The sequence below is a fragment of the Streptomyces sp. NPDC002032 genome, from assembly GCF_042890765.1.
In the GTDB taxonomy this organism is placed as follows: domain Bacteria; phylum Actinomycetota; class Actinomycetes; order Streptomycetales; family Streptomycetaceae; genus Streptomyces.
Genome location: NZ_JBIASM010000028.1, coordinates 45,321 through 69,434 on the forward strand (window position 1 = coordinate 45,321; position 24,114 = coordinate 69,434).

The window sequence follows — 24,114 nt, forward strand, 5'->3', positions numbered from 1 at the left end:
ACCGCACCGCCCCCATGACCCCCACGGCCCCCCGACGGGGCCGACGCGCCGCCCCCGACGGGGGCGGCACCGCAGGCTTGGACCGGCTCCGGCCGGCGTGAACAGGAGTGACGTGATGGCGGACGCGGACGAGGCAAAGCTCCTCGAATACCTCAAGCGGGCGACCACCAACCTGCGCGATGTCCGACGGACTCTGCGCGAGGTACAGGACAAGGAACGGGAGCCCATCGCCATCGTCGGCATGAGCTGCCGCTACCCGGGCGGGGTCACCGACCCCGAGGGACTGTGGAAGCTGGTCGCCGAAGGCGGCGACGGGATCTCCCCCTTCCCGACGGACCGGGGCTGGAACGCCGACGTCCTGCACGCGGAGGACCCCCAGCGCCCCGGCTCCACCTACGTCCGCGAGGGCGGGTTCCTCGACGGCGCCGCCGACTTCGACCCCGGCTTCTTCGGGATCTCGCCGCGCGAGGCCCTCGCCATGGACCCCCAGCAGCGGCTCCTGCTCGAAGCCTCCTGGGAGGCCGTCGAACACGCCGGCATCACCCCCGCCTCGCTGCGCGGCAGCCGCACCGGCGTCTTCGCCGGCCTGATGTACCACGACTACCTGATGCTGCTGCACGCCTCCCCGCAGGACGTCGAGGGCTACCTCGGCACCGGCAACTCCGGCAGTGTCGTCTCCGGCCGCGTCGCCTACACCCTCGGCCTGGAGGGCCCGGCGGTCACCGTCGACACCGCGTGCTCCTCCTCGCTCGTCGCCCTGCACCTCGCCGTGCAGGCGCTGCGCAAGGGCGAGTGCTCGATGGCACTGGTCGGCGGCGTCACCGTCATGGCCACCCCCGGCACCTTCGTCGACATGGGCCGCCAGCGCGGCCTCGCCTTCGACGGCCGCTGCAAGTCCTTCGCGGGCGCCGCCGACGGTACGGGCTGGTCCGAGGGCGTCGGCATGCTCCTCGTCGAACGGCTCTCCGACGCCGAACGCAACGGCCACCGCGTCCTCGCCGTCGTCCGCGGCTCCGCCGTCAACCAGGACGGTGCCAGCAGCGGCCTGACCGCGCCCAGCGGCCCCTCGCAGCAGCACGTCATCCGCCAGGCCCTGGCCGACGCCCGCCTCTCCGGCGACGAGATCGACGCGGTCGAGGCGCACGGCACCGGTACGACGCTGGGCGACCCGATCGAGGCGCAGGCGCTGCTGGCCACGTACGGGCAGGAACGTTCCGGCGACCAGCCGCTGTGGCTCGGTTCGCTGAAGTCCAACATCGGCCACACCCAGGCCGCCGCCGGTGTCGGCGGCGTCATCAAGATGGTCCAGGCGATGCACCACGGCATCCTTCCCAGGACCCTGCACGTGGACGAGCCGACCCCCCAGGTGGACTGGTCGGCCGGGGGCGTGGAGCTGCTGACGGAGGACCGCGACTGGCCCGAGACCGGGCACCCGCGCCGGGCCGGCGTCTCGTCCTTCGGCATCAGCGGTACCAACGCGCACGTCATCCTGGAGCAGGCCCCCGAGCCGCAACAGGACGCCACCGGCGCGGAGTCCGGGGCGGAGTCCGGGGCCGCTCCGGCTGCCGCCGAGCAGCCGGTGCGGCCGGAGCCGCCGGTGCTGCCGTGGGTCGTGTCCGGCCGCACTCCGCAGGCCCTGGCCGCCCAGGCGGGCCGGCTGGCCGCGCTCACGGCCGGCTCCGGCGCCGGTCTGGCCGCGCTCGACGTCGCCCACGCACTGGGCGCCACGCGCACGGCCTTCGAACACCGGGCCGTCGTCCTCGGCCCCGACCACCGCGGCGCCCTGGAGGCGCTCGCGCGGGGTGAGGCGGCCGAGGGCCTGGTCCAGGGCGTCCCGACGCCCGGCAAGACGGGCTTCCTCTTCACCGGCCAGGGCGCGCAGCGGGCCGGCATGGGCCGGGAGCTGTACGAGGCGTTCCCCGGGTTCGCCGGGGCCCTGGACGCGGTGTGCGCGGTCGTGGACCCGCTGCTGGGGCGTTCGCTGCGCGCGGTGATGTTCGCGGAGGACTCCGCCGAGCTGGACCGTACGGAGTTCACCCAGCCGGCGCTGTTCGCGCTGGAGGTGGCCCTGTACCGGCTGGTCGAGGGCTGGGGTGTGAAGCCCGACTACCTGCTGGGTCATTCCATCGGTGAGGTCGCTGCGGCGCATGTGGCCGGGGTGTTCTCGCTGGAGGACGCGGCCCGGCTGGTGGTGGCCCGTGGCCGGCTGATGCAGGCGCTGCCCGAGGGCGGGGCCATGGTGTCGGTGCGGGCGGCTGAGGCGGAGGTGGCCGAGCTGGTCGCCTCGTACGAGGACGTGAGCATCGCGGCCGTCAACGGGCCGCAGTCCGTGGTCGTTTCGGGTGCGGCCGCTGCCGTGGGTGAGATCGCGGAGGTGCTGGCCGGGCGTGGGGTGAAGACCAAGCGGCTCACCGTCAGCCACGCCTTCCACTCCCCGCTCATGGACCCCATGCTGGAGGAGTTCCGTACCGTCCTGGAGTCCGTGACCTTCGCCGCGCCGGGCATCCCCCTCGTCTCGAACCTCACCGGTGCGCCCGCCGCCGCGGACGAGCTCCGCTCGCCGGAGTACTGGGTGCGCCACGTCCGCGAAGCCGTGCGCTTCGCCGACGGCATGGCCACCCTGGAGGACCAGGGCGTGACCCGGTTCATCGAGCTCGGGCCGGACGGGGCGCTGTCCGCGATGGGCGCCGACTGCGTCGGGGACGGTGTGTTCGCGCCGCTGCTGCGCAAGGACCGGCCCGAGGCGGAGGCCGTCGTCGCCGCCCTGGGACGGGCCCACGCGCACGGCGTGCCGGTGGACTGGGCGGCGTACTTCGCCGGGACCGGTGCGCGGCGCGTGGACCTGCCGACGTACGCCTTCCAGCACCAGCGCTTCTGGCCGCAGTCCGCGCCCAAGGGCAGCGGCGACCCGGCCGGGCTCGGGCTCGGCACGGCGGAACACCCGCTGCTCGGCGCATGCGTATCGCTGGCCGGTGGCGACGAGGTGCTGCTGACGGGCCGGCTGTCGGTGCAGTCGCACCCGTGGCTGGCGGAGCACGCGGTGGGCGGGACGGTGATCCTGCCGGGTACGGCGTTCGTGGAGCTGGCCGTCCGGGCCGGTGACCAGGTCGGCTGCGGCCGGCTGGTGGAGCTGACGATCGAGGCGCCGCTGGTGCTGCCGGAGACCGGCGGCATCCAGGTGCAGCTGGTCGTGGGCCCGGCGGACGATGCGGGCGTGCGGTCGGTGGAGTTCTTCTCCCGCCCCGAAGGCACCGAGTTCGACGAGCCGTGGGTGTGGCACGCCTCCGGCGCCGTGGCCGCCGAGCGGCCGGGCCCGGCCGTCGACCTGTCGGCCTGGCCGCCGGCCGGTGCGGCCGAAGTCCCCGTCGAGGGTCTGTACGAGGGGCTGGCCGAGGCCGGGTTCGCGTACGGGCCGCTGTTCCAGGGCCTGCACGCGGTATGGCGTACGGGTGACGAGGTGTACGCCGAGATCGCCCTGCCACAGGACGCGGCGGAGGAGGCGGGCCGCTTCGGCCTGCACCCGGCGCTGCTGGACGCGGCCCTGCACGCCCTGGGCGTCAGCGGACTGCTGCCGGAGGGATCGGGCGGCCACCTGCCGTTCGCCTGGTCCGGTGTGTCCCTGCACGCCGCCGGCGCCGCGCGGCTGCGGGTGCGCCTGACCCGTACCGGCCCGGCCGCGGTGTCGCTGGAGGCCGCGGACGCCACCGGTGCCGCCGTGCTGTCGGTGGACTCGCTGGTGCTGCGCCCGCTCGACCTCGCCTCGGCCCCGGCCCCGGTCTCCTCCGGTGGTGCGGGCCGTGACTCCCTCTTCCGGGTGGAATGGATTCCCGCCGCGCCGGCGGCCGCCGGGAGCGGCGACGGCGACGGCGATGCCGTCGTCGTCGACCTGACCGCCTCCGACGACCAGACCGTGCCGCAGGCCGCGTACGCGCTGGCCTCGCGCGCCCTGGAGCTGGTGCAGGGCTGGGGCGACGAGGACCGGACGCTGGTCCTGGTCACGCGCGGTGCCGTCGCCGCCGGAAACGGTCCGGACGTCACCGATGGCGCCGACGTCACCGACATCGCCGCGTCGGCGGTCTGGGGCCTGGTGCGCTCCGCCCAGTCCGAAGGAGCGGGCCGCTTCGTCCTGGTGGACGTCGACGACCGGGCGGTGCTGACGCCGGAGCTGATCGCTTCGCTGGTCGCCTCGGGCGAGGGCCAGTGCGCCCTGCGCGCCGGACGCGTCCTCGTGCCCCGGCTGACCCGGATCCAGCAGAACGCGCCCGCCGAGCCGGCGGCCGCCGGCTTCGGCACCGGCCCGGTCCTGGTGACCGGCGGCACGGGCGGCCTGGGCGCGATCGTGGCCCGGCACCTGGTGACCGGGCACGGGGTACGGGACCTGGTGCTGGTGAGCCGGCGCGGCCCGGACGCCCCCGGCGCCGCGGGCCTGTGCACCGAACTGGAGGCGCTGGGCGCTTCGGTGACCATCGCCGCCTGCGACGTCGCCGACCGGGAGGCCCTGGCCACACTGCTCGCCGCCCACCCCGTCAAGGGCATCGTCCACGCGGCCGGTGTCGTGGACGACGGCGTCATCTCCTCCCTGACCCCCGAACGCCTGGCCACCGTCCTGGGCGCCAAGGCCGACGCGGCCTGGCACCTGCACGAGCTCACCGCCGGCCAGGACCTGGACGCCTTCGTGCTGTTCTCGTCCGCCGCCGGTGTCCTGGGCAGCGCGGGCCAGGGCAACTACGCCGCCGCCAACTCCTTCCTCGACGCCCTCGCCGCCCACCGCCACGGTCTCGGCCTCCCCGCCACCTCCCTCGCGTGGGGCCTGTGGGAGGAGACGGCCGGCATGGGCGCCGCCCTCGGCACCGCCGACATCGCACGCATGACCCGCGCGGGGCTGCCGCCCCTGACGGTGGCCCAGGGCCTCGCCCTCTTCGACGCCGCGCCGACGCTCGGCGCCCCGGCGGCCGTGGCCATGCGGGTCGTCCCCGACGGGCTCCGCTCCTGGGCGGCGGGCGGCGACCTGCCGGCCGTCCTGCGCGGCCTGGTCCGCGGACCGCTGCGCCGCACCGCCGGCAGCGCCGGCAGCGGCGCCGGCGCGGGCTCCGCGCTCCGCGAGCGGCTGCTCTCCGTCCCGGCGGAGGAACAGGACCGGCAGGTCCTGGAACTGGTCCGCACCCACGTCGCCGCCGTGCTCGGGCACGCCTCGCCCGACGCGGTGCAGGCCGACCGGGCCTTCACCGAGCTCGGCTTCGACTCGCTGACCGCCGTCGAACTGCGCAACCGGCTCACCAAGGCCACCGGTCACCGGCTGCCGTCGACCCTCGTCTTCGACTACCCGACCTTCTCCGCCCTGGCCGCCTTCGTGCGCTCCACCGTCCTCGGCACCGACACCACCGCACCGCGCACCGCCACCGCGCACGGCCGCGCCGACGACGAACCCATCGCGATCGTCGGCATGAGCTGCCGCTACCCCGGCGGCGTGGCGGGCCCCGCAGACCTGTGGCGGCTCGTCGCCCAGGGCGGCGACGGCATCACCGCCTTCCCCACCGACCGAGGCTGGGACCTCGACGCCCTGACCGGCGGCGGAGAGACCGGCGGCGCCGCGCCCTCGTACGTCCGCGAGGGCGGCTTCCTCCACGAGGCCGCCGCCTTCGACCCGGGCTTCTTCGGGATCTCCCCGCGCGAGGCCCTCGCCATGGATCCGCAGCAGCGGCTGCTGCTCGAAGCCTCCTGGGAGGCCGTCGAACACGCCGGCATCGACCCGACCGTGCTGCGCGGCAGCGCCACCGGCGTCTTCACCGGCCTGATGTACCACGACTACGTCACCCGGCTGCACACCGCCTCCGCCGAGGTCGTCGGGCACGCGGGCACCGGCAACCTGGGCAGCATCGCCTCCGGCCGCGTCTCCTACACCTTCGGCTTCGAGGGCCCGGCCGTCACCGTCGACACCGCCTGCTCCTCCTCGCTGGTCGCCCTGCACTGGGCGGTCCAGGCGCTGCGCAGCGGCGAGTGCTCGATGGCCCTCGCGGGCGGTGTGACCGTCATGGCCACGCCGACGACGTTCGTGGAGTTCAGCAAGCAGCGCGGTCTGGCGCCGGACGGCCGCTGCAAGGCGTTCTCCGCCGACGCGGACGGTACGGGCTGGTCCGAGGGCGTCGGCATGCTCCTGGTGGAGCGGCTCTCCGACGCCGAACGCAACGGGCACCAGATCCTGGCCGTCGTGCGGGGTACGGCGGTCAACCAGGACGGTGCGAGCAATGGTCTGACCGCCCCGAACGGGCCGTCCCAGCAGCGGGTGATCCGCCAGGCCCTGGCCAACGGCGGGCTGTCGGCCGCCGAGGTGGACGTGGTGGAGGCGCACGGTACCGGTACGACGCTGGGCGACCCGATCGAGGCGCAGGCGCTGCTGGCCACGTACGGGCAGGAACGTTTCGGCGACCAGCCGCTGTGGCTGGGTTCGCTGAAGTCGAACATCGGGCACGCCCAGGCGGCGGCCGGTGTAGGCGGTGTGATCAAGATGGTCGAGGCGATGCGCCACGGAGTGCTGCCCAAGACCCTGCACGTCGGCGAGCCCTCGCCGCACGTGGACTGGTCGGCGGGCGCGGTGGAGCTGCTGACCGAGGAGCGGGAGTGGCCGGAGACGGGCCGTCCGCGCCGGGCCGGCGTCTCGTCGTTCGGCATCAGCGGCACCAACGCCCACGTCATCCTGGAGCAGGCCCCGCAGGCCCCGCAGGCCCCGCAGGCCGCCCCCCGGCCGGAGCGCTCGGGCGGTTCGCCCGGTACGGCTCCCGTCCCCCTGCCCGTGTCGGCGAAGAGCGAGCGCGCCCTGCGCGGGCAGGCCGCCCGCCTGGCGGCCCTGCTCGGGGCCCGCCCGGAGCTGGACCCGGCCGACGTGGGCCTGTCCCTGGTGACCACCCGCGCGGTGATGGAACACCGCGCGGTGGTCCTGGACGCCGACCCGGTGGCGGCGGCAACGGCATTCGCCGAGGGCCGCGACCTGCCGGGCGTGGTCCGCGGCTTCGCGGGCGCCGGTGGGTCCGGTCCGGTGTTCGTGTTCCCCGGGCAGGGTTCGCAGTGGGTCGGCATGGCCGTCGAACTGCTCGGCGCCTCGCCGGTGTTCGCGCGACGGATCGCGGAGTGCGAGAAGGCCCTCGCACCGTACGTGGACTGGTCGCTGACGGAGGTGCTGCGTTCGGACGACCCGCTGGAGCGGGTGGACGTGGTCCAGCCGGTGCTGTTCGCGGTGATGGTGGCGCTGGCGGAGCTGTGGATCTCGTACGGGGTCCGTCCGTCGGCCGTCATCGGCCACTCGCAGGGTGAGATCGCCGCCGCCTGTGTGGCCGGGGCCCTCTCCCTCGATGACGCGGCGAAGGTGGTGGCCCTGCGCAGCCGGGCCATCGACGCCATCGCGGGTCTGGGCGGCATGGTCTCGGTCGGTCTGTCCGCCGCCGACGCGGCCGAGCGGATCGCCGCGTACGGGGGCCGGCTGGCGGTCGCCGCCGTCAACGGGCCTGCCTCCACGGTCGTGTCGGGTGACGCGGATGCCTGCGCGGAGCTGGTCACCGTCCTGGAAGCGGACGGGATCCGGGCCCGCCGGGTGGCCGTGGAGTACGCCTCCCACTGCGTCCACGTCGAGAAGCTCGAAGCCGAACTGGCGGAGCTCCTCGCCGGACTGGACCCGCGGGCCTCGGCTATCCCCATGTACTCGACGCTCACCGGGGAGCTGCTGGACACCACCGGGCTCGACGGCGGCTACTGGTACCGCAATCTGCGCAACACCGTCCTCTTCGAGGACGCCGTCAACGCCGCCGTCGCCGACGGCCACCGGCTGTTCATCGAGACCAGCCCGCACCCCGTCCTCGCCGTCGGCCTGTCGCAGACGTTCGAGGCGCTGGAGGTGTCCGAGGGCGGCTCCGATCCGGTCGCGCTCGGTTCGCTGCGCCGGGACGAGGGTGGTCTGCGCCGGGTGTTCACCTCCCTCGCCGAGGCGTGGGTGGGCGGCGCCGACGTCGACTGGGCGACGGTCTTCGACGGTACGGGCGCCCAGCGCGTCGAGCTGCCGACGTACGCCTTCCAGCACCAGCGGTTCTGGCCGCGGCCCAAGGCCGCCGACGCGGCGGCCCGGGCCCAGGCCGATCCGGTGGACGCCGCCTTCTGGGAGGCCGTCGAGCGCGAGGACCTGGACGCACTGACCGAGACCCTCTCGGTCTCCGGCGAACAGCCCTGGAGCGACGTCCTGCCCGCCCTGTCGCACTGGCGGCGCGAGCGCCGCGAGCGGGCGGTCGTGGACGGCTGGCGCTACCGGGTCACCTGGAAGCCGCTCGCCGGCCCGACCGCGACGGACCTCACCGGCACCTGGCTGGTCGCCGTGCCCGAGGGCGCCGACGGGGCGGAGCCGACGGAGACGGGTCCGCTCGGCGATGCCCTCGCCGCCCTCGCGGCGCGCGGCGCGGACCTCGTGCGCGTCGCGGTGCCGGTGCCCGCGCCGGACGGGCCGCACCACGACGACCGCCGGTCGGCGCTCGCCGACCGCATCACCGCCGCGACCGCCGCGACCGGCGACGCCGGATTCCGTGGCGTGCTGTCCCTGCTGGCGCTGGGCGACGCGGCCACCGTCGACGGCGGTTCCGCCGCCGCCGGGGCGGCCGCCACCCTGGTGCTGCTCCAGGCGCTCGGCACCGCGGGCGTCGGGGCGCCGCTGTGGTGCGTCACCCGGGGCGCCGTCGATCCGGGGGAGGGGGAGGGCGGCGCCGCGAGCGGCGAGCAGCCCGACCCGTTCCAGGCGCAGGTCTGGGGCCTCGGCCGGGTGGCCGCGCTGGAGCACCCCGACCGCTGGGGCGGTCTCGTCGACCTGCCCGCGGCACCCGACGACCGGGCGTGGGACGGACTGGTCGCCGCCCTGGGCCGCACGGACGGCGAGGACCAGCTGGCGGTGCGCGGCACCGCTCTGCTGGGCAGGCGCCTGGTTCGCGCCGTACGGGGAGAGCGCGCCGGGACCGTGGAGCGGTGGACGCCGCGCGGTACCGCGCTGGTCACCGGCGGTACCGGGGCACTCGGTGGTCACGTGGCCCGCTGGCTCGCCGCCAACGGTGCCGAGCACCTCGTGCTGACCAGCCGTCGCGGCCCCGACGCGCCCGGCGCCGAAGAGCTGACCGCCGAACTCACCGCCCTCGGGGCGCGCGTGAGCGTCGAGGCGTGTGACGCCGCCGACGGTGCGGCCGTGACGGCCCTGGCCGTACGCCTCGCCGAGCGCGGCGACACCGTCCGCACCGTGGTGCACGCCGCGGGCGTGAGCGGCGGCGGCGCGCTGGACGGCGTCGACGTGCGTACGTACGCCGACGTCGTGGCGGCCAAGGCCGCCGGCGCCGACCACCTGGACCGGGTCTTCGGCGACGGCCTCGACGCCTTCGTGCTGTTCTCCTCGAACGCCGGGGTGTGGGGCGGCTCGACGCAGGGCGCCTACGCGGCCGCCAACGCCCACCTGGACGCCCTCGCCCGGCGCCGCCGCGCCCGCGGCCTGCCCGCGACCTCCGTCGCGTGGGCCACCTGGGGCGGTGCGGGCATGTCGGAAGGCGCCACCGGCGAGCAGCTGGCCCGGCTCGGGCTGCCGCCCATGCCGCCGGAGCGCGCGCTCGCCGCGCTCCAGCAGGCCCTCGACCACGACGACACCTGCCTGACCGTCGCCGACGTGGTCTGGGCGCGGTTCGCGCCCACCTTCACCGTGTCCCGGCCGAGCGCCCTGCTCGCCGATCTGCCCGAAGCGCGGAGCGCGCTCGCGGACGGCACGGACACCGGTTCGGGCGATGCGGCCGAGGAGGGCACCGGCGAGCTGCGGCGCCGCCTGGAGCCCAAGGGCGGGGCCGAGCGCCACCGGGTCCTGCTGGAACTCGTCCGCACCGTGGCCGCGCAGGTGCTCGGCCACGAATCCCTGGACGAGGTCGCGCCCGGACGCGCCTTCCGCGAGCTGGGCTTCGACTCGCTGACGGCGGTCGAGCTGCGCAACCGGCTCGGCGCCGCCACCGATCTGCGGCTGCCCACCACCATCGGCTTCGACCATCCGACGCCGACGGCGCTGGCCCGCCGGCTGCACGAGGAGATGTTCGGCGCGGCCGAGCGCGACCCCGACCGCGACCGCGACGGCGACCGTACGGCCGGGCCGCTGGCGGCCACCGTCGCACCCGACGACGACCCGATCGTCATCGTCGGCATGAGCTGCCGCTTCCCGGGCGGGGTCGGCTCGCCCGAACAGCTGTGGCACCTCGTCGACGGCGGCATCGACGCCGTCTCGGCGTTCCCCGCCGACCGCGGCTGGGACCTGGAGCGGCTCACCGGCCGGGGCGGCTCCTCCGGCGCCGCCGAGGGCGGATTCCTCTACGACGCCCCCGCCTTCGACCCCGGCCTGTTCGGAATCTCGCCGCGCGAGGCCCTGGCCATGGACCCGCAGCAGCGGCTGCTGCTGGAAACCTCCTGGGAGGTCTTCGAGCGGGCGGGCATCGACCCGGTCTCGCTGCGCTCCACCGCCACCGGCGTCTTCACCGGCACCAACGGCCAGGACTACGGCGCGCTGCTGATGGCCGACCCGGAGAGCGCGGGCGGCTACGCCCTGACCAGCAACGCGGCCAGCGTGGTGTCCGGCCGCATCTCGTACACCTTCGGCCTGGAAGGCCCCGCCGTCACCATCGACACGGGCTGCTCCTCGTCGCTGGTGGCCCTGCACCTGGCGGCGCAGGCGCTGCGCAGCGGAGAGTGCTCGCTGGCCCTCGCGGGCGGCGTGACCGTGATGTCCGTTCCGGGCGCGTTCGTGGAGTTCACCAAGCAGGGCGGTCTCGCCGCGAACGGCCGCTGCAAGCCCTTCGCGGCCGCGGCGGACGGCACCGGCTGGGGTGAGGGCGTCGGCATGCTCCTCGTCGAGCGCCTCTCCGACGCCGAACGCAACGGCCATCCCGTCCTCGCCGTGCTCCGCGGCTCCGCCGTCAACCAGGACGGTGCGAGCAACGGCCTGACCGCCCCCAACGGGCCTTCCCAGCAGCGCGTCATCCGGCAGGCCCTCACCGCGGCCGGGCTGACCACCGCCGACGTCGACGTCGTGGAGGCCCACGGCACCGGCACCACGCTGGGCGACCCGATCGAGGCGCAGGCGCTCATCGCCACGTACGGCGGGGACCGCCCGGCGGACCGGCCGCTGTACCTCGGTTCGGTCAAGTCCAACCTGGGGCACACCCAGGCTGCCGCGGGCGTGGCCGGAGTCATCAAGATGGTGATGTCGCTGCACCATGGCGTGCTGCCGCGGACCCTGCACGTGGACGAGCCGACCCCGCACGTGGACTGGTCGGCCGGCACGGTGGAGCTGCTGACCGACGCGCGGGCCTGGCCCGAGGTCGACCGGCCGCGCCGCGCGGGCGTCTCCTCCTTCGGCGTGAGCGGCACCAACGCGCACGTCATCCTGGAGCAGGCCCCCGAGCCGGCCGCCCCGGCGCGGGAGCCGGAAGCCCCCGTCACCGTGCTGCCGGCCGTACCGTGGCCGCTGTCCGGGAAGACCGGGGCCGCACTGCGCGCCCAGGCCGCCCGGCTCGCCGCGGAGACCGGCCTGCTGACGGGCGGCGGATCCGCCCCGGTCGACGTGGGCCTGTCCCTGGCGACCACGCGCGCGGCGATGGAGCACCGCGCCGTCGTCCTCGGCCCGCTCTTCACGGACTCCCTGACCGCCCTGGCCGAGGGCCGCGAGGCGCCCGGCACGGTGCGCGGCCACGTGCCCGCCACCGCGGCGGACACCGGCCCGGTGTTCGTCTTCCCCGGGCAGGGTTCGCAGTGGGTCGGTATGGCCGTCGAACTCCTCGACTCCTCGCCGGTGTTCGCGGCGCGGATCGCGGAGTGCGAGAAGGCGCTGGCCCCGTACGTGGACTGGTCGCTGACGGAGGTGCTGCGCTCGGAAGCCCCGCTCGAAGGGGTCGACGTGGTCCAGCCGGTGCTGTTCGCGGTGATGGTGGCGCTGGCGGAGCTGTGGGCCTCCTACGGGGTCCGGCCCGCTGCCGTCATCGGTCATTCGCAGGGTGAGATCGCCGCCGCGTGCGTTGCGGGGGCGCTATCCCTCGATGACGCGGCGAAGGTGGTGGCCCTGCGGAGCCGGGCCATCGACGCCATCGCGGGTCTGGGTGGCATGGTCTCGGTCGGTCTGTCCGCCGCCGATGCGGCCGAGCGGATCGCCGCGTCCTTCGAGGGCCGGCTGGCGGTGGCGGCGGTCAACGGCCCGGTTTCGACGGTGGTGTCGGGTGACGCGGACGCCTGTGAGGAGCTGGTCACCGTCCTGTCGGCCGAGGGCGTCCGGGTGCGTCGGGTGGCGGTGGAGTACGCCTCGCACTGCGCGCACGTGGAGAAGCTGGAGGCCGAACTGGCCGAGCTGCTCGCCGGACTGAACCCGCAAGCCTCCGAGATCCCCATGTATTCGACGCTGACCGGTGAGGTGCTGGACACCACCGGGCTGGACGGCGGGTACTGGTACCGCAACCTGCGCAATACGGTCCTGTTCGAGGATGCGGTGAAGGCCGCCGTGGCCGATGGGCACCGGCTGTTCATCGAGTCCAGCCCGCACCCCGTCCTCGCCGTCGGCCTCGCCGAGATGGACGTCTTGGCGGTCGGCTCGCTCCGCCGGGACGAGGGCGGTCTGCGCCGGGTGTTCACCTCCCTCGCCGAGGCGTGGGTGAACGGCGCCGACGTCGACTGGACGGCCGTCTTCGCCGGGACCGGCGCCCGGCGCGTGGACCTGCCGACGTACGCCTTCCAGCACCAGCGGTTCTGGCCCCGGCCCCAGGCCGCCGGGGAAGCGGCCGCGGCCCAGGCCGATCCGGTCGACGCCGCCTTCTGGGAGGCCGTCGAACGCGAGGACCTGGACGCCCTGGCCGCGACCCTCGCCGTCGAGGACGGCGCCTCGCTCGGGGCCGTCCTGCCCGCCCTGTCCCACTGGCGGCGCGAGCGCCGCGAGCAGTCGGCGGTGGACGGCTGGCGCTACCGGGTCACCTGGAAGCCCCTCACCGATGCCACCGGCGCCCGCCTGGACGGGACGTGGATCGTGGCGGTGCCCGCGGCCGACGCCGCCGCCGAGCTCGTCACCGGGTGCCTGCGGGCCCTGGAGGAGCGCGGCGCCCGCCCGGTCGTCGTGCCCGTCGCCGTCGCCGACGGCACCCGCGCCGGGCTCGCCGCCCGGCTCGCGGAGCTGCTGGCCGCGCCCGGGCCCGTACGGGGCGTGGTGTCGCTGCTGGCCTTCGACGAGACCGTCCACGCGGCCGAACCGGCCCTGCACGACGGCGTCTTCGCCGGACTGCTGCTCGTCCAGGCGATGGCGGACGCCGGGGCCCGGGTCCCGCTGTGGTCCGTGACCCGGGGTGCGGTCGCCGTACGCCCCGACGAGCCGCCGACGCGGCCCGTCCAGGCCCAGACCTGGGGCATGGCCCGGGTCGCCTCCCTGGAGCACTCGGCGTTCTGGGGCGGTCTCGTCGACCTGCCCGAGGAGGTCGACGCGCGCGCCCTGACCCGGCTCGCCGAGGCACTGGCCCGCCCGGACGACGAGGACCAGCTCGCGGTGCGCCCCGGGGGCGTCTTCGGCCGCCGGCTCGCCCCGGCCGGGGCGGCGTCCGACGCCGCCGTGCGCCAGTGGCGGCCCACCGGGACGGTCGTGGTCACCGGCGGTACCGGAGCGCTGGGCGGGCACGTCGCCGACTGGCTCGCCGAACGCGGCGCCGAGCACATCGTGCTGACCAGCCGGCGCGGCGAGCGGGCGCCCGGCGCCGAGGAGCTGCGCGCCCGGCTCACCGCGGCCGGAGCCCGGGTGACGATCGCCGCCTGCGACGTCGCCGACCGGGACTCCGTGGCCCGGCTGGTCCGTTCCCTCGCGGAGGCCGGCGACCCGATCCGGGCCGTGCTGCACACCGCGGGCGTCGGACACCTGCTGCCGCTCGTCGCCACCGACGTCGCCGAGTTCGCCCGGATCGCCTCCGGCAAGGTCGCCGGGGCCCGTCACTTCGACGAGCTCCTCGACCCGGCGACGCTCGACGCGGTCGTCTACTTCTCCTCCATCGCCGGTGTGTGGGGCGTCGGCGACCACGGCGCGTACGCCGCCGCCAACGCCCACCTCGACGCGCTCGCCGAGCAGCGCCGGGCCCAGGGCGTCCCCGTCCTGTCCGTGGCCTGGGGGCCCTGGGCGGCCGGCGGCATGGTCAGCGAGGAGGCGCACGAGCAGCTGCGGCGGCGCGGCGTGCCGCTGATCACCCCGGAGCCCGCCATGGTGGCGCTCCAGCGGGCCCTCGACCTCGACGACACCTTCGTCGCCGTCGCCGACGTGGACTGGGAGCGTTTCGTCCCGGCCTTCTGCGTGGCCCGCAACCGTCCCCTCATCGGCGATCTGCCGCAGGTCCAGCGGGTGCTGGCCGACGCCGCGGCCGAGGCGGACCAGGCGCAGGGCGATTCCGCGGCCGGTTTCCGCCGTCATATCGCGGCACTAGCGGAGGACGAACGGCCGGCAGCCATCCTGGATCTCGTACGGACACAGGCGGCGGCGGTACTCGGACATCCGAATGCCGACGCCGTGGAACCCACGCGGGCGTTCCGGGACTTCGGCTTCGACTCGTTGACGGCCGTGGAACTGCGCAACCGCCTGACGGCGGCCACCGGACTGCGGTTGCCGACCACGCTGGTATTCGATCACCCCAGCCCGGCCGGGCTGGCCGAATACCTGCGCCGGGAACTCGTCGGCACAGACGCCGACGCGGGCCTGCTGTCCGTCGACGAGATCGACCGGCTGGAAGCAGCGCTGGCGCTGAGGGAGAGCGATGACATCGGCAGGGTCCGGATCGTCATGCGGCTCGAATCACTGCTGGCGAAGCTGGCTAAGGGCACGGAGTCGCTAGGCAACGCCTCCTCGGTCGTCGAACAGCTCGGATCGGCGACGAACGATGAGCTCTTCGACCTCATCGACCGGGATCTGGGAGCTCTCTGAGCTTCCGCACCCCCGACGTGACCCCCTGAGCTCGCCAGTCCTGGACCTACTGACCAACTCAAGGGGAGCGACGTTTCGATGGCGGACGAGGAAAAGCTTCGGGAATACCTCACCAGGGTGGTGGCCGAGCTGCACCAGACGCGTCAGCGGCTGCGTGAGGTGGAGTCCGAAGAGCAGGAGCCCATCGCCATCATCGGGATGGGCTGCCGCTACCCGGGGGGCGTCAGCTCCCCGGAGGACCTCTGGCAGCTCCTGTCCGCCGAGGGCGACGCCGTCTCCGGGTTCCCGGCCGACCGGGGCTGGGACCTGGAGCGGCTCTACGACCCGGACCCGGACCACCCGGGCACGACGTACGCGCGCGAGGGCGGGTTCCTGGAGGGCGTCGCCCACTTCGACCCCGCGTTCTTCGGGATCTCCCCGCGCGAGGCCCTCGCCATGGACCCCCAGCAGCGGCTGCTGCTGGAGACCTCCTGGGAGGCCTTCGAGCGGGCCGGTCTCGGTGCCGCCGCGCTGCGCGGCAGCCGCACCGGCGTCTTCGTCGGTGCGGCCGCGCAGGGCTACGGCATCGGCCTGAGCCGCTCCGGCGACGGTTCCGAGGGCCACGCCCTGACCGGCAGCGTCACCTCGGTCCTCTCCGGCCGCCTCTCCTACACCCTGGGCCTGGAGGGTCCGGCCGTCACCCTCGACACGGCCTGTTCCTCCTCCCTCGTCGCCCTGCACACCGCCTGCCAGGCGCTGCGCAACGACGACTGCTCGCTGGCGCTGGCCGGCGGCGTCACCGTCATGTCCAACCCCGGCGGCTTCCTGGAGTTCAGCCGGCAGCGGGCCCTGGCCCGCGACGGCCGCTGCAAGGCGTTCGCGGAGGCCGCCGACGGCATGGGCATGGCCGAGGGCGTCGGCCTGCTGGTCGTCGAGAAGCTTTCCGACGCCCGCCGCAACGGGCACCCGGTCCTCGCGGTGATCCGCGGTTCCGCCGTCAACCAGGACGGCGCCAGCAACGGTCTGACCGCCCCCAGCGGCCCCTCCCAGCAGCGCGTCATCCGCCAGGCCCTGGCCGACGCCCGCCTCTCCAGCGACCAGATCGACGCCGTCGAGGCGCACGGCACCGGTACCGCGCTCGGCGACCCGATCGAGGCGCAGGCCCTCCTCGCCACCTACGGGCAGGGCCGCGCCGAGGACGATCCGCTGTGGCTGGGCTCGGTGAAGTCCAACATCGGCCACACGCAGGCCGCCGCCGGTGTCGCCGGTGTCATCAAGATGGTCGAGGCGATGCGCCGGGGCGTGCTGCCGAAGACGCTGCACGTCGACGAACCGTCCTCGCACGTCGACTGGACCGCCGGCAAGGTGGAACTGCTGACCGAGCGGCGTTCCTGGCCGGCGCGGGAGGACCGGCCCCGCCGGGCCGGCGTCTCCTCGTTCGGCATCAGCGGCACCAACGCGCACGTCATCGTCGAAGAGGTCCGCGAGGAGGCCGAGCCGGACCGCCGTCCCGCCGCCCCCGGCGCCGTGGTGCCCTGGGTGCTCTCCGGCCGCTCCGAGGCGGGCGTACGGGCCCAGGCCGAACGCCTCGCCGGGTTCCTGCGCGCCCACCTCGGGCTGGAGCCCGCCGACGTCGGCGTCTCCCTGGCCACCACCCGGCACGCCTTCGAACACCGCGCGGTGGTCGTCGGCCGCGACCGGGCCGCTCTGCTGGAGGCCGTCGAGGCGCTGGCGCAGGGCCGCGGCACCCCCGGAGCGCCGGTCGCTGGCCGCACCGCGTTCCTCTTCACCGGCCAGGGCGCCCAGCGCGCCGGCGCGGGCCGGGGACTGTACGCCGCCTTCCCGGTGTTCGCCGAGGCCCTCGACGCGGTGTGCGCGGCCGTGGACCCGCTGCTGGGGCGTTCGCTGCGGGAGGTGATGTTCGCCGACGACGCCACGGAACTGGACCGTACGGAGTTCACCCAGCCCGCCCTGTTCGCCCTGGAGGTGGCGCTGTTCCGGCTCGTGGAGAGCTGGGGCGTCAAGCCCGACTACCTGCTCGGGCACTCCGTCGGTGAGATCGCCGCCGCGCACGTCGCCGGGGTGTTCTCCCTGGCCGACGCGGCCCGGCTGGTCGTCGCCCGCGGCCGCCTGATGCAGGCGCTCCCGGCCGGCGGAGCCATGCTCTCCGTACGGGCCGCCGAGGCGGACGTCGCCGAACTGGCCGCCGCGTACGAGGACGTCAGCATCGCGGCCGTCAACGGGCCTGCGTCCGTCGTGGTTTCGGGCGCGGCCGAGGCCGTCTCCGAGATCGCGGACGTGCTGGCCGGGCGCGGGGTCAAGACCCGGCGGCTGACCGTCAGCCACGCCTTCCACTCCCCGCTCATGGAGCCGATGCTCGCCGACTTCCGGGCCGCCCTGGCGTCCGTGGAATTCGCCCGGCCCACCATCCCCCTCGTCAGCGACCTCACCGGCGAGATCGCGGACGCGGAAGAGCTCTGCTCACCCGACCACTGGGTCCGCCACGTGCGCGAGGCCGTCCGCTTCGCCGACGCCGTCACCACCCTGCACGGCCAGGGCGTCACCCGCTTCGTCGAGCTCGGCCCGGACGGCGTGCTGTCCGCCATGGCCGCCGACACCGCCGAGGACGCCGTGTTCGTGCCCGTCCTGCGCAAGGACCGTGACGAAGCCGAAGCGGCCGTCGCCGCGCTCGGCCGCGCCCACGTCCACGGCATCGCGGTCGACTGGCCGGCCTTCTTCGCCGCCACCGGCGGCCGCCGCACCGAACTGCCCACGTACGCCTTCCAGCAGCAGCGCTACTGGCCCGAGGCCCCCGCCGCGACCGCCGGCCCGGCCGCCACCGACGGCGCGGACCCGGCCGACGCCGAGTTCTGGGCCGCCGTCGAGGAACAGGATCTGGAGGCGCTGTCGCAGGCCGTGGCCGCGGAGGAGTCCGCGCTGCCGCTGCTCGACGCGGTACTGCCGGTGCTGTCCTCCTGGCGCAAGCGGCAGCGCGAGCGCTCCGTCGTCGACGCCTGGCGCTACGCCGTCGCCTGGAAGCCGCTCGTCGAACAGAGCGGCACCGCACCGGCCGGCGACTGGCTGGTCGTCGTCCCCACCGGACACGCCGACGACCCGGCCGTCACCGGATCCGTGACCGCGCTGGAGGAATCCGGCGCCACCGTTCTCCGCCTCGACGTCCCCGCGGCCACCACCGGCCGCTCCGGCCTGACCGCCGCCGTCACCGCCGCCGTGAGCGCGGCGGTCGCCGACGGGCGGCACGTCACCGGCGTGCTGTCGCTCCTCGCCCTGGACGAATCCCTCCTGCCGGAGGGCGCCGGCGTGGTGCGCGCCGGCCTCGCGGCGACCCTCGCCCTCGTCCAGGCCCTCGGCGACGCCGACGTGGCCGCACCGCTGTGGTGCGCCACCCGCGGCGCGGTCGCCACCGGCCGCTCCGACACCCTCACCAGCCCCGTACAGGCCCAGGTCTGGGGCCTGGGCAAGGTCGCCGCACTGGAACACCCCGAACGCTGGGGCGGCCTCGTCGACCTGCCCGCCACGCTCGACCCGCGCGCCCGCGCCCGGCTGGGCGCCGTCCTCGCCGCCGCCGACGGCGAGGACCAGGCGGCCGTCCGCGCCGCGGGCACCTACGTACCCCGGCTCGTACGGCCCGCGACCGGCCCCCGCACCACCACCGCCGGCGACACCGACGGCTGGACCCCGCGCGGCACCGTCCTGATCACCGGCGGCACCGGCGCCCTCGGCGCCCGTATCGCCCGCCGCCTCGCCGACCGGGGAGCCGGACACCTCGTCCTGACCAGCCGGCGCGGCCCGGACGCCCCCGAAGCCCGCGCCCTGCGCGCCGACCTGGAGGCCCGCGGCGCCACCGTCACCGTCGCCGCCTGCGACGTCGCCGACCTCGGCGCGCTGCGCGCCCTGGTGGACGCGCTCGCCGACCGGGGCACCCCGGTGCGCTCCGTCGTCCACACCGCGGGCGTCGGCCAGCTCTTCCCGCTCACCGCCACCGAGCCCCGCCACCTCGCCGAGATCCTGCACGCCAAGGTGCTCGGCGCCACCCACCTCGACAGCGTCTTCGCCGGCCCCGACGATCTGGACGCCTTCGTCCTCTACTCCTCCATCGGCAGCATCTGGGGCAGCGGCGACCAGGGCGCGTACGCCGCCGCCAACGCCCACCTCGACGCCCTGGCCCGGCACCGCCGCGACCGCGGGCTGCCCGCCACCTCCGTGGCCTGGGGCGCCTGGGGCGGCGGCGGCATGGCCGAGGGCCACGCCGGGGAGCACCTGCGCCGCCGCGGCCTGCCCGCGATGGACCCCGAGCACGCCGTCACCGCGCTGGAGCGGGCCGTCGTCGACGACGAGACGCTCTCCGTCGTCGCCGACGTGGACTGGGACCGCTTCGTGCCCGCCTTCGCCTCCGCCCGCCCGCGCCCCTTCATCGGCGACCTGGCCGAAGTGCGTCTGACGCTCGCCGCACAGAGCGCCGGCCCGGACGGAGCCGAGCACACCGCCCTGCTCAAGAGCCGCCTCACCGGCCTGTCCGCGGGCGAACGCGACCGCGTCCTGCTGGAGATGGTCCGCACCCAGGCCGCCGAAGTCCTCGGCCACGCCTCCGCCGAGGCCATGCCCGCCGGCCGGGCCTTCCGCGAACTGGGCTTCGACTCGCTGACCGCCGTCGAACTGCGCAACCGGCTCGGCGCCGCCACCGGCCTGCGCCTGCCCACCACCATGGTCTTCGACTACCCCACCCCCCGCGTCCTCGCCGACTTCCTGCGCGGCGAGCTCTTCGGCACGGGCGAGGACGTCGTGGCCGCGGCCGGCCTGGCCACCGCCGCCGACGACGACCCGATCGCCATCGTCGGCATGGGCTGCCGCTACCCGGGCGGCGTCAGCAGCCCCGAGCAGCTGTGGGAGCTCGTCGCCACCGGCACCGACGCCGTCGCCGGGTTCCCCGCCGACCGCGGCTGGGACCTGGAGCGGCTCTACCACCCCGACCCCGACCACCCCGGCACCTCCTACGCCAAGGAGGGCGGCTTCCTCGACGGCGCGGGCCGCTTCGACGCCGCCTTCTTCGGGATCTCCCCGCGCGAGGCCCTCGCCATGGACCCGCAGCAGCGGCTGCTGCTGGAGACCGTCTGGGAGGCCGTCGAGCGCGCCGGCATCGACCCGGCCTCGCTGCGCGGCACCGCCACCGGTGTCTTCGCGGGCACCAACGGCCAGGACTACCCGTCCCTGCTGATGGCGGCCCCGGAAGCCGCCGAGGGCTACCTCGGCACCGGCAACGCGGCCAGCGTCGTCTCCGGCCGCGTCTCCTACGCGCTCGGCCTGGAGGGCCCGGCGATCACCGTCGACACCGCCTGCTCCTCCTCCCTCGTCGCCCTGCACCTCGCGGCGCAGGCGCTGCGCGGCGGCGAGTGCTCCCTCGCCGTCGTCGGCGGCGCCATGGTGATGGCCACCCCGTCCACCTTCATCGACTTCTCCCGCCAGCGCGGCCTCGCCGTCGACGGCCGCTGCAAGTCCTTCGCGGGCGCCGCCGACGGCACCGGGTGGGCCGAGGGCGTCGGCGTCCTCCTCGTCGAACGGCTCTCCGACGCCCGGCGCAACGGCCACCAGGTGCTCGCCGTCGTCCGCGGCTCCGCCATCAACCAGGACGGCGCCAGCAACGGCCTCACCGCCCCCAACGGCCCGGCCCAGCAGCGCGTCATCCGCCAGGCGCTCGCCGCCGCCGGCCTCACCTCCGCCGAGGTCGACCTCGTCGAGGCGCACGGCACCGGCACCACCCTCGGCGACCCCATCGAGGCGCAGGCGCTGCTGGCCACGTACGGGCAGGAACGTTCCGCCGACGACCCGCTGTGGCTCGGCTCGCTCAAGTCCAACATCGGCCACGCCCAGGCCGCCGCCGGTGTCGGCGGCATCATCAAGACGGTGCTGGCCATGCGCCACGGGCTGATGCCCCGCACCCTGCACGTCGACGAACCGACCCCGCACGTCGACTGGGCCGCCGGCGCGGTCCGGCTGCTCACCGAGGAACGGCACTGGCCCGCCCGCGAGGACCGGCCGCGCCGTGCCGCCGTCTCCTCCTTCGGCGTCAGCGGCACCAACGCCCACGTCATCGTGGAGGAGGCACTGGCCCCCGAGCCCGCCCCCGAGTCCGCCATCGAGCCCGGCACTCCGGACGAGGACGGCAACGGGGACGGGCCGGCCCGCGGCCCGCTGCCGGTGCTGGTCTCCGGCCGCGGCGAACGGGCGCTGCGCGCCCAGGCCGCCGCCCTGCGCGAGCTGCCCGACGGCCCCCGCCTCCCCGACCTGGCGCACGCACTGGCCACCACCCGTACCGCCTTCGACCAGCGCGCCGTCGTCCTCGCCGAGGACCCGGCCGCGCTCGCCGAGGGTCTGGCCGCGCTCGCCGACGGCCGCGAACTGCCGCACGTCATCACCGCGACCGCCGACGACGAGGGCCGCACCGCGTTCCTCTTCACCGGCCAGGGCGGCCAGCGCGCCGGCATGGGCCGCGCCCTGTACGAGGCCTTCCCGGTGTTCGCCGGTGCCCTCGACGCGGTGTGCGCCCACATGGACCCGGAGCTGGACCGCCCGCTGCGCGAGGTGATGTTCGCCGAGGATGCCGGGGAGCTGGACCGTACGGAGTTCACTCAGCCCGCGCTGTTCGCCCTGGAGGTGGCGCTGTACCGGCTCGTGGAGAGCTGGGGCGTCAAGCCCGACTACCTGCTCGGGCACTCGGTCGGTGAGATCGCTGCCGCGCATGTGGCCGGGGTGTTCTCCCTCGCCGACGCGGCGCGGCTGGTCGTCGCCCGTGGCCGGCTGATGCAGGCACTGCCCGACGGCGGCGCGATGCTGTCGGTGCGGGCGGCCGAGACGGAGGTGGCCGAGCTGGTCGCCCCGTACGGGGACGTCAGCGTCGCCGCCGTCAACGGGCCCGCGTCCGTAGTGGTTTCGGGCGCGGCCCCCGCCGTGGACGAGATCGAGGGCGGGCTCCGCGAGCGCGGGGTGAAGACGAAGCGGCTGACCGTGAGCCACGCCTTCCACTCCCCGCTCATGGAGCCGATGCTCGAAGAGTTCCGGGCCGTCGTCGGATCCGTCGCGTTCGCCGCGCCGACCGCCGACGTGGTCTCGAACCTCACGGGCGAAGTGGCCTCCGCGCAGGAGCTCTGCTCGCCGGAGTACTGGGTCCGGCACGTCCGCGAAGCCGTGCGCTTCGCCGACGGCGTCACCACCCTGCACCGCCAGGGCGTCACCCGGTTCATCGAGCTCGGCCCCGACGCCGTGCTCGCGGCCATGGGCGCCGAGTGCGTCGACGCCGTCTTCGTCCCCGTCCAGCGCACCGGCCGGGACGCCCGCGAGACGCTGCTGCGGGCACTGGCCACCGCCCACGTCCACGGCGCCGACGTCGACTGGCCGGCGTACTTCGCCGGCACGGGAGTCGGCACCGGAGCCGGCGCGCGCCGCGTGGACCTGCCCACGTACGCCTTCCAGCACGAGCACTACTGGCCCAAGAACCTCGGCCGCTGGACCGGCGACGCCAAGGGCCTCGGGCTCGCGCCCGCCGGGCACCCGCTGCTCGGCGCCGCCGTCGCGCTCGCCGACGGCGAGGGCGCACTGCTCACCGGCCGCCTCTCCACCCGCACCCACCCCTGGCTCGCCGACCACGCCGTCGGCGGCACCGTGATCGTCCCCGGCACCGCCTGGGTGGAGATCGCGGTCCGGGCCGGTGACCAGCTCGGCTGCGGCCACCTGGAGGAACTGGCCCTGGAGACCCCGCTCACCCTGCCCCCGGGCACCGCGGTCCACCTCCAGGTCGTCCTCGGCCCCGAGGAGGACGGCGGCCGGCGCACGCTCACCGCGTACGCCCGCCCCGACACCTCCGCGTTCGAGGAGCCGTGGACCCGGCACGCGACCGGCGTGGTGGCCCCGGCCGCCCTCGCGCCCGCCACCGCCTTCGACCTGGAGGCCTGGCCGCCGGCCGGCGCCGTCGAGGTGCCCGTGGACGGCCTGTACGAGCGGCTCACGGAGGCCGGATTCGGCTACGGACCCGCCTTCCGCGGGCTGCGCGCCGCCTGGCGCTCCGCGGACGCGGTCTACGCGGAGGTGGCACTGCCCGAGGAGGCGGCGGCCGACGCCGGCCGCTTCGCCCTCCACCCGGCACTGCTCGATGCCGCACTGCACGCCGTCGGACTCGGCGGCCTCGTCGAGGACTCCGGGCAGGGTCTGCTGCCCTTCCTGTGGACCGGCGCCTCCCTGTACGCCACCGGCGCCACCGCGCTGCGCGTCGTCCTGAAGGCCAACGGCTCCGACGCCGTCTCCCTGCTGCTCGCCGACGACTCCGGCCGCCCCGTCGCCGCCGTCGACTCCCTCGTCCTGCGGCCGGTCGACATCGGCCGGCTGCGCCCGGCGGCCGCCGGGGACGAGGCCCTGCACCAGCTCGAATGGGCCCCGCTGCCCGTCCCCGCCGAGGCCCTCGCGGCCACCGCCGGGACGGCGCCCACCGTGCACGCCGGCCCGGAGGCGCTGCTCGCGCGGCTGCGCGCCGGCTCCCCGGCCGCACTGCCCGCCACCGTGTTCGTCGCCGTCGACGGCCCCGGCACCGAAGGCGTCGCCCCGGCCGTCCACACGACGGCCCGGCAGGCACTGGAGCTCGTACGGGAATGGCTCGCCGACGCACGCTGCGAGGAATCCCGGCTGGTCCTGCTCACCCGGAACGCCGTCGCGACCCGGGCCGGAGAGGACGTACGGGACCTGCCGGCCGCCGCCGTCTGGGGTCTGCTGCGCACCGCCCAGTCCGAGAACCCGGGCCGGTTCGGCCTGGTGGACCTGGAGGGTACGGACGGCAGGGACGGTACGGACGGCTTCCCGGCGGTCGTGCCCGCCGTGACCGCCGCGCTGGCCGCGGGCGAACCGCAGATCGCGGTGCGCTCCGGAGCCCTGCTCGCCCCGAGGCTGGTGCGCCTCGGCGCCGCCGGCCACCTGCTCGCACCCCCCGCCGACACCGCCGCCTGGACGCTCGACGTCGACGGCGCCGGGACCCTGGAGAACCTCGCCCTCGTCCCCTCTCCGGAGGCGTTGCGGGTGCTGGGTGTGGGTGAGGTGCGGGTGGGGGTGCGTGCCGCGGGGGTGAACTTCCGGGATGTGCTGATCGCTCTGGGGGT

The 24,114-nt window shown here is 75.7% G+C and carries 1 protein-coding gene and 1 pseudogene; both read left to right on the forward strand.

The genetic code is table 11. The annotated features are described in order from the left end of the window. Positions 1-112: 112 nt before the first annotated feature. Positions 113-14,977 (forward strand): type I polyketide synthase, encoded by a 14,865-nt coding sequence (locus ACFYYT_RS34655; RefSeq protein ID WP_388610506.1) that lies wholly within the window; start codon positions 113-115, stop codon positions 14,975-14,977. A 120-nt stretch (positions 14,978-15,097) separates the two neighbouring features. Beyond that, positions 15,098-24,114, forward strand: a pseudogene (locus ACFYYT_RS34660) (type I polyketide synthase); the annotation flags it as partial.